This is a genomic window from Bacillus sp. JJ1122 (genome assembly GCF_036964885.1).
In the GTDB taxonomy this organism is placed as follows: Bacteria; Bacillota; Bacilli; order Bacillales; family Cytobacillaceae; genus Mesobacillus.
In genome coordinates this window covers 10,183-17,148 of the sequence record NZ_JBALQL010000049.1, presented here as the reverse complement: position 1 = coordinate 17,148, position 6,966 = coordinate 10,183, and the positions used below count along the sequence as shown (strand labels likewise).

7 protein-coding genes and 1 other annotated feature are annotated in these 6,966 nt (G+C 41.2%); of the genes, 4 read left to right on the top strand and 3 right to left on the bottom strand.

Annotated elements, in window-relative coordinates; all coding sequences use genetic code 11:
* From V7201_RS22625 to V7201_RS22615, 3 genes are all read right to left on the bottom strand, one after another.
* The coding region (locus tag V7201_RS22625) for a hypothetical protein (RefSeq protein WP_335379011.1) at positions 1-196 on the bottom strand (196 nt) is incomplete at its 3' end.
* A gap of 123 nt (positions 197-319) precedes the next feature.
* The gene (locus tag V7201_RS22620) at positions 320-448 is read right to left on the bottom strand and encodes a hypothetical protein (protein ID WP_335379010.1); all 129 of its coding nucleotides are present in this window, start codon (positions 446-448) and stop codon (positions 320-322) included.
* Between the two features lie 115 nt (positions 449-563).
* Complete coding sequence (locus tag V7201_RS22615; RefSeq protein ID WP_335379009.1) at positions 564-1,517, bottom strand: YaaC family protein; 954 nt, start codon at positions 1,515-1,517, stop codon at positions 564-566.
* Positions 1,518-1,628: 111 nt separating this feature from the next.
* Here V7201_RS22615 and guaB point away from each other — a divergent pair, with 111 nt between their 5' ends.
* The 4 genes from guaB to pdxT all read left to right on the top strand — a co-directional run bounded on the left by guaB (position 1,629) and on the right by pdxT (position 6,486).
* Positions 1,629-3,095 carry an IMP dehydrogenase gene (gene guaB / locus V7201_RS22610; RefSeq protein WP_335379008.1) on the top strand — a complete coding sequence of 489 codons (1,467 nt, stop codon included), beginning with the start codon at positions 1,629-1,631 and terminating at the stop codon, positions 3,093-3,095.
* Between the two features lie 420 nt (positions 3,096-3,515).
* Entirely contained in the window at positions 3,516-4,820 is a 1,305-nt protein-coding gene (locus V7201_RS22605) for a serine hydrolase (RefSeq protein WP_438825094.1), read from the top strand.
* 183 nt (positions 4,821-5,003) lie between these two features.
* Entirely contained in the window at positions 5,004-5,885 is an 882-nt protein-coding gene (pdxS, locus tag V7201_RS22600) for a pyridoxal 5'-phosphate synthase lyase subunit PdxS (RefSeq protein ID WP_335379006.1), read from the top strand.
* Between the two features lie 10 nt (positions 5,886-5,895).
* Positions 5,896-6,486: a pyridoxal 5'-phosphate synthase glutaminase subunit PdxT gene (gene pdxT, locus V7201_RS22595; protein WP_335379005.1), complete on the top strand. Its 591-nt coding sequence runs from the start codon at positions 5,896-5,898 to the stop codon at positions 6,484-6,486.
* Positions 6,487-6,539: 53 nt separating this feature from the next.
* Positions 6,540-6,756, top strand: a binding site (T-box leader).
* Positions 6,757-6,966: the final 210 nt, after the last annotated feature.

The window sequence follows — 6,966 nt, the reverse complement described above, 5'->3', positions numbered from 1 at the left end:
TAGGACGCCGCCGGGCACATGAAGGAAGGAAGGAACAGCTGTAATGGCTGTTCTTTTTTTGTTTTTTTAAACTGTGGATATTCGGAAAATGGTAACCAGTTGTTAGGGTTATAATCAGATTTACCGGTATATTCTTAGCAGTCACCGGTATGGTATTATTATCAACCGGAATCGTATCCACTATATACTTATTCAATTGAATTCCAGGGACCTCCCACTGTCCTATGTACCATTCCGAACTCTTCCTAACTTGTTCGGAAGCTGCTGAATTTCTGAATAAAGCAAAACCCCCTGAAATCAATTCAGGGGGTTCTGTGTATTAGCTTTTCTTTTTCTTGGTTCCGAGCGACTGTAATTGTTCCATTACTTTCTCACGTGACTTTCTATCTTTTAGCAAGTATGCTGTACCTAAGGCTACTGTTGTCATCATCAATTTTTTTCTATCCATGTACATTACCTCCTTAGTATTCTCATTGTTCTATTAAAAGAAATTCCCGTATTAGAAGGATATAAACGCTCTAATCCTCTCTATTGCTTTTAGAACGCGGTCATCCTTTGTTACATCACTTGTTCATTAAGTATTGGTAAATTAAGTAAGGTCCCTTTTTTACCGTGGAATGTAGAAATGTCTGAATAAGCGGATAGTCTTCATTTGGCATCATTTTGATCAGTTCACTCCACCATTCGGTCTCATAACGGGCAATCATGCCCAAGTTGTATAAAAGTAAATAATGCAGCAAAAGCTCGGGAAATAAGTATAATTCACCTTTATTCAATGGGAATGAGTAATGCTGATCTTCAAGATTATATTTTAATGGGATCGGTTCAGCCACCTCAGATAAATTTGCTTCAAAATAAATCCTTTGCGGGTCCTCTGGCAAAAATGAGATAGGAATAGCAGATTTAGCTTGATAAAATTCCTTGAAACGATTTTCCGTCATATGAAATTGGTCTAATACTGATTTAGGAAGAGAATATTTTGCTTCTATTTTAGCCACTGGCTGAAAGATTTGCTTGCCCTTTAGTTCTAAAATAATGCCTGACATTTCTGGAATTAAATCAAGTATTTCGCCCATCGTCGCTTTTTCGCCTTCAAGTTGTTTCATGTGGAACATTTTCTCAGACATAAGGGAAAATAATCCATTCTTTTGAAATTTTACTTCATCCTCAGTGAAACTGTATTGCTGCTTCTTCCGTTTTCTTGTTGATACCCCGTGAGCCAAAACAGAAGTTGTTTCGGGATAATCGGGTGCAACTGTCAGAATACATGCTTTGATTAAATGGACAAGTCCGTAAAACAGCATGATCGGCTGAATGGCAAGGGGGGATTTTTCTGCCTGGTCATAATAAAGTTTCCCATGTTCGAGATAATACATAAAGGGATAACAGTTCTCAAAGCTTTTTAAGTCAGGTTGATCAATGTTCAGTTTTCGATAGCATTTTTTCAGATAGGCTTGTGAATATTCTGCTGAAAAAAAGAGGGTATAACTATTCCATTCTCTATATGGCAAGGACACATGAATAACCTCCAAGTTGTTTGAAAAATCGGACTAATAGCACCTTTCTTGACAGTATTTTAACCAATTGATAACCTACAAATAATATTTTCTTAAAGGGGGTCATTTACAATGTGGGAAAGCAAATTTGTAAAAGAAGGATTAACGTTTGATGATGTGCTCTTGGTACCGGCAAAATCAGAGGTTTTGCCAAAGGATGTCAGTCTTAAAGTCAGCCTTACCGAAACTTTAAAGTTAAATATTCCAATTATCAGTGCTGGTATGGATACGGTAACAGAAGCGGAACTGGCGATATCAATCGCAAGACAGGGTGGGCTGGGCATCATACATAAAAACATGTCCATCGAACAGCAGGCTGAACAGGTTGAAAAAGTAAAGCGCTCCGAAAGTGGGGTCATTACCGATCCATTCTTCCTAACTCCAGAACACCAGGTATTTGACGCGGAGCATCTCATGGCCAAATACCGCATCTCGGGTGTCCCTATCGTCAATAATGATGAAGAGCAAAAGCTTGTCGGTATTATCACGAATCGTGATATGCGTTTCATCCAGGATTACTCCATAAAGATTGAAGAAGTAATGACGAAAGAGAATCTGGTAACAGCTTCTGTTGGTACTACACTGAATGAAGCAGAACAGATCCTACAGCGCCATAAGATAGAAAAACTCCCACTAGTAAATGACCAAGGCGTATTAAAAGGACTAATTACCATTAAAGATATTGAAAAAGTAATCGAATTCCCGAATTCATCAAAGGATGCACAGGGCCGTCTTCTTGCAGGAGCAGCGGTAGGTGTCACAGGCGATACGATGAAGAGAGTGGAGATGCTTGTTAAAGCGAATGTTGACGTCATTGTTGTAGACACAGCTCATGGACATTCAAGAGGGGTGCTTGAAACAGTGAGACAAATCCGTGAGAGTTACCCTGAACTGAACATCATCGCAGGAAATGTAGCTACTGCAGAAGCTACGCGGGATTTGATCCAGGCTGGAGCAGATGTTGTTAAGGTCGGTATCGGACCTGGCTCCATTTGTACTACAAGGGTTGTTGCTGGTGTAGGAGTACCGCAGATCACTGCAGTATATGATTGTGCAACTGAAGCACGAAAGCATGGAAAATCAATCATCGCAGATGGGGGAATTAAATACTCAGGAGATATCGTTAAGGCTCTTGCAGCAGGAGGACATGCTGTCATGCTCGGAAGCCTGCTTGCCGGAGTATCGGAAAGCCCGGGAGAGACGGAAATCTATCAGGGACGCAGATTCAAGGTTTATCGCGGCATGGGCTCGGTTGGAGCGATGGAAAAAGGCTCGAAGGACCGTTACTTCCAGGAGGACAACAAGAAGTTTGTACCGGAGGGAATTGAAGGAAGAATTCCTTATAAAGGACCTCTATCAGATACAATCTATCAGCTTGTTGGCGGCATCCGTTCCGGTATGGGCTACTGCGGAACAGCGGATCTCGGACAATTGAGGGAAAATGCACAATTCGTTCGCATGACCGGAGCTGGACTGAGAGAAAGCCATCCGCATGATGTCCAAATAACGAAGGAAGCTCCTAACTATTCAATGTCATAAAAAAGTTTGCAACATAAATGTTCCATTCTATAAGGGGTGCATTTCCCAGAAAACAAAAAGGGGAATCTCCCCTTAATATGAGACTTTTTTCCTGTATAATCCTATGTTTTTTCCTGATTTTACATTAGACAGAGTGACTATTCTCTGTCTATTTTTTTCGTTTTTTTTGTGTTAAACTTAACGGGTGTGATTTTTCAGGGGTCAATAATATACAAGCTTAATAGATTATTTCTTTATAGGCTTTTTTCATAATCATGGTGGTCGATTTTCCTAACCTTATTAAATATGGATAGTAACAACTATAATATTGATATAAAAAATTAGGAGAAAACGCCCCAAGGCTGCAATCTATATGAAAACAGTCACAATTTAAAATTTGGAGGGAAAGACGTTTTGAATCGAAATCAGAAGCAGCTTACAATGTTCTTCGCGACATTGATTTTAACGATCGCAACCGTATTTTCTGGATTTACAATGAAGGCCGAGGCTGCAGAGGACCAGTTAGGCATCGAAGCAGAAGCAGCCATCCTGGTTGACGCAGAATCAGGAAAAGTATTATATGAGAAAAACTCTGATGTTGTCCTTGGCGTAGCCTCAATGTCTAAAATGATGACTGAGTATATGGTTCTTGAAGCTATTAAAAAAGGAAAGCTTCAGTGGGACCAAAAAGTAAAAATCAATGAATATGTCCATAAGCTATCTGCTGCACCTGAGCTTTCAAATGTTGGCCTGACTCAAGGCGAAGATTATACAGTGAAAGAATTGTATCAGGCGATGGCAATCCATTCTGGAAACGCTGCTACAGTTGCACTGGCAGAAGTACTGTCTGGTACGGAAAAGAATCACGTTGAGAAGATGAATAAAAAAGCCGCTGAACTTGGCTTGAAAGATGTTAAGTTTGTTAACTCAACTGGTTTGAATAATAAAGATTTGCTAGGAAAGCATCCTGCAGGCAACCCTGATGAGGAAAATGTCATGACTGCTCGTTCTTTAGCAAAACTTGCTTACCGTTTGTTGAAAGACTATCCAGAAGTTTTAGAAACAGCTAGCATGCCTTCTTTGAAGTTCAGAGATGGAAGAGAATATAAAAACTTCAACTGGATGCTCCCAGAGCTTATTTTCCCTTATGACGGGGTAGATGGTTTGAAAACGGGTTCTACAGATTTTGCAGGCTATGGTTTTACAGCTACTGCAATGAGAAATGGCCAAAGATATATATCTGTTGTCATGAAAGCTGATTCTAAAGACAGCCGTTTTGCAGAAACACGTAAAATTCTTGATTATGCATTCAACAATTTTACAAAAGAAGAACTAGTGAAAAAGAATTATCAGTTAAAGAGCAAGAAAACGATTCCTGTTACAAAGGGAAAAGAAGACAAGGTTAAAATCCATTCTAAAGACTCAATCACGATGGCTGTGAAAAATGGTGAGAAAGACCAATATGTGCCAGTGCTTGTTTTAGATAAAAAGAAGCTTAATGAAAATGGCGAATTGACTGCTCCTGTTAAAAAAGGAGAGCAGGTTGGATATCTGACTGTTAAGTCTAAGAAGGGCGATACCATCAGCTTCTTGACGGAAGACGGCCAAAAGGAAATCCAGGTGCCTGTAGTTGCTGCAGAAAGTGTTGAAAAGGCGAACTGGTTTGTTTTGATGATGCGCGGAATCGGAGGTTTCTTTGGAGACCTATTTGGCGGTATAGCAGATTCTGTTAAAGGCTTGTTCTAAATAATGTAATAGATTGTGCAAATCAAAATATACTGATAAAAGGGTTTCCTGTCTTGACAGGAAACCTTTTTTATTGTTTATTTTCAATAGGGGTAACTGTAATTCCGACTAAAAAAGTCTGCTTTTCCAGTTATTTGTAAGGCTATTACATAAATCCTTTTATAAGGAATAGGGGGAAGATCAATGAAGACAGGTACTGATCGAGTAAAACGTGGTATGGCAGAAATGCAAAAGGGCGGCGTCATTATGGACGTAGTTAACGCAGAGCAGGCAAAGATTGCTGAAGAGGCGGGCGCTGTTGCTGTAATGGCACTAGAGCGTGTTCCTTCAGATATCCGTGCAGCAGGCGGCGTAGCAAGAATGGCAGATCCGCGTATCGTTGAAGAGGTAATGGGTGCTGTCACAATTCCCGTAATGGCAAAAGCAAGAATTGGCCACATCGTAGAAGCGCGTGTGCTTGAAGCGATGGGCGTAGATTATATAGATGAAAGTGAAGTATTGACTCCTGCAGATGAAGAATTCCATTTGAATAAAAGAGATTATACAGTTCCATTTGTATGTGGTTGCCGTGATCTTGGTGAAGCTGCAAGAAGGATTGGTGAGGGAGCTTCCATGCTTCGTACAAAGGGTGAACCGGGGACTGGCAATATCGTAGAAGCAGTGCGTCATATTCGTAAGGTAAACGCACAGGTACGCAAAGTAGTAGCGATGGAACTTGATGAGTTAATGACTGAGGCAAAGCTGCTAGGAGCTCCATATGAGCTTCTGCTTGAAATTAAACAGCTAGGTCGTCTTCCAGTTGTTAACTTCGCAGCAGGCGGCGTGGCAACACCTGCAGATGCTGCTCTTATGATGCAGCTAGGTGCCGATGGAGTTTTCGTAGGATCTGGGATCTTCAAATCAGAAAATCCAGCTAAATTTGCTAAGGCGATTGTAGAAGCCACCACTCACTATCAAGACTACGAATTGATTGCGAACATCTCGAAAAACCTGGGCACTCCTCTTAAAGGAATTGAAATTTCAACATTGAATCCGGAAAACCGCATGCAGGAACGCGGCTGGTAAGGAGCTAATCATGGTTAAAATAGGAGTTCTTGGCTTACAGGGTGCGGTCCGTGAGCATATATGGGCAATTGAAGCCTCCGGTGCAGAAGGGACTGTCATTAAGCGCCCCGAGCAGCTGGTAGAAATGGACGGATTGATTATTCCTGGCGGTGAAAGTACAGCAATCCGCCGGTTAATTGATAAGTATGGATTTATGGAAGAACTGAAAAAATTCGCTGCAGACGGCAAGCCGATATTTGGCACTTGTGCCGGTCTCATTCTATTGGCCAAAGAGCTTGTAGGTTATGAAGTGCCTCATATTGGCGTAATGGATGTGAAGGTTGAACGAAATTCATTCGGCCGCCAGCGTGAAAGCTTTGAAGCTGACATCGATATTGCTGGGGTTGGAAATGATTTTTCAGCAGTATTCATCCGTGCGCCTCATATCGTCGAAGCTGGTGAAAATGTAGAAGTGCTTGCTAAGCATAATGACAGGATCGTAGCTGCGCGGGATGGCCAGTTTCTAGGCTGTTCCTTCCATCCGGAATTAACAGATGATTACAGGCTGATGAACTACTTTGTAAAGATGGTTGAAGAAACAAAGAGTAAAAATCTTGCATAAACTGCTTGCAAGTCGAACATAATTGTAGTAAATTATGTATTAAAATTTGATACTTAAAAGCAATGAGAGGGAATAGTAGCTTGTTTTCATTCTTTAGAGAGCCGGTGGTTGGTGCAAACCGGTGTCTGGAACAAAGGAATCCGCCCTCGAGCAGAGTATGGAACGCCATTATGGCCAGTAAATACTTTCGGTAAAAACCGTTATTTTATGAGTGGAAAGCAATTTTGCTTTCAACTAGGGTGGCAACGCGGGTTAACTCTCGTCCCTTTTTGGGGACGGGAGTTTTTTGTTTTTTATAGGCCCTGGTAAACCTAACAGAGCCATTTTTTTAAAAGAAGGCTCTGTTAAAGCAGAATGTTGATTTTTAAACTCTGTTGATTGTAGTGGAAGGCGCGTAGACTCCTCCGAAAATGCTAACGCATTTCCATCGTGCGTGGGCAGATTCGAGGAAGCTATTCAGTGTCCTGCGGGCTCAAGCTG

Bases quoted from the DNA above. Each gene is read 5' to 3' on its own strand.
- V7201_RS22620 (WP_335379010.1), bottom strand. From the start codon at position 448: ATGGATAGAAAAAAATTGATGATGACAACAGTAGCCTTAGGTACAGCA.
- guaB (WP_335379008.1), top strand. From the start codon at position 1,629: ATGTGGGAAAGCAAATTTGTAAAAGAAGGATTAACGTTTGATGATGTG.
- V7201_RS22605 (WP_438825094.1), top strand. From the start codon at position 3,516: ATGTTCTTCGCGACATTGATTTTAACGATCGCAACCGTATTTTCTGGA.
- pdxS (WP_335379006.1), top strand. From the start codon at position 5,004: ATGAAGACAGGTACTGATCGAGTAAAACGTGGTATGGCAGAAATGCAA.
- pdxT (WP_335379005.1), top strand. From the start codon at position 5,896: ATGGTTAAAATAGGAGTTCTTGGCTTACAGGGTGCGGTCCGTGAGCAT.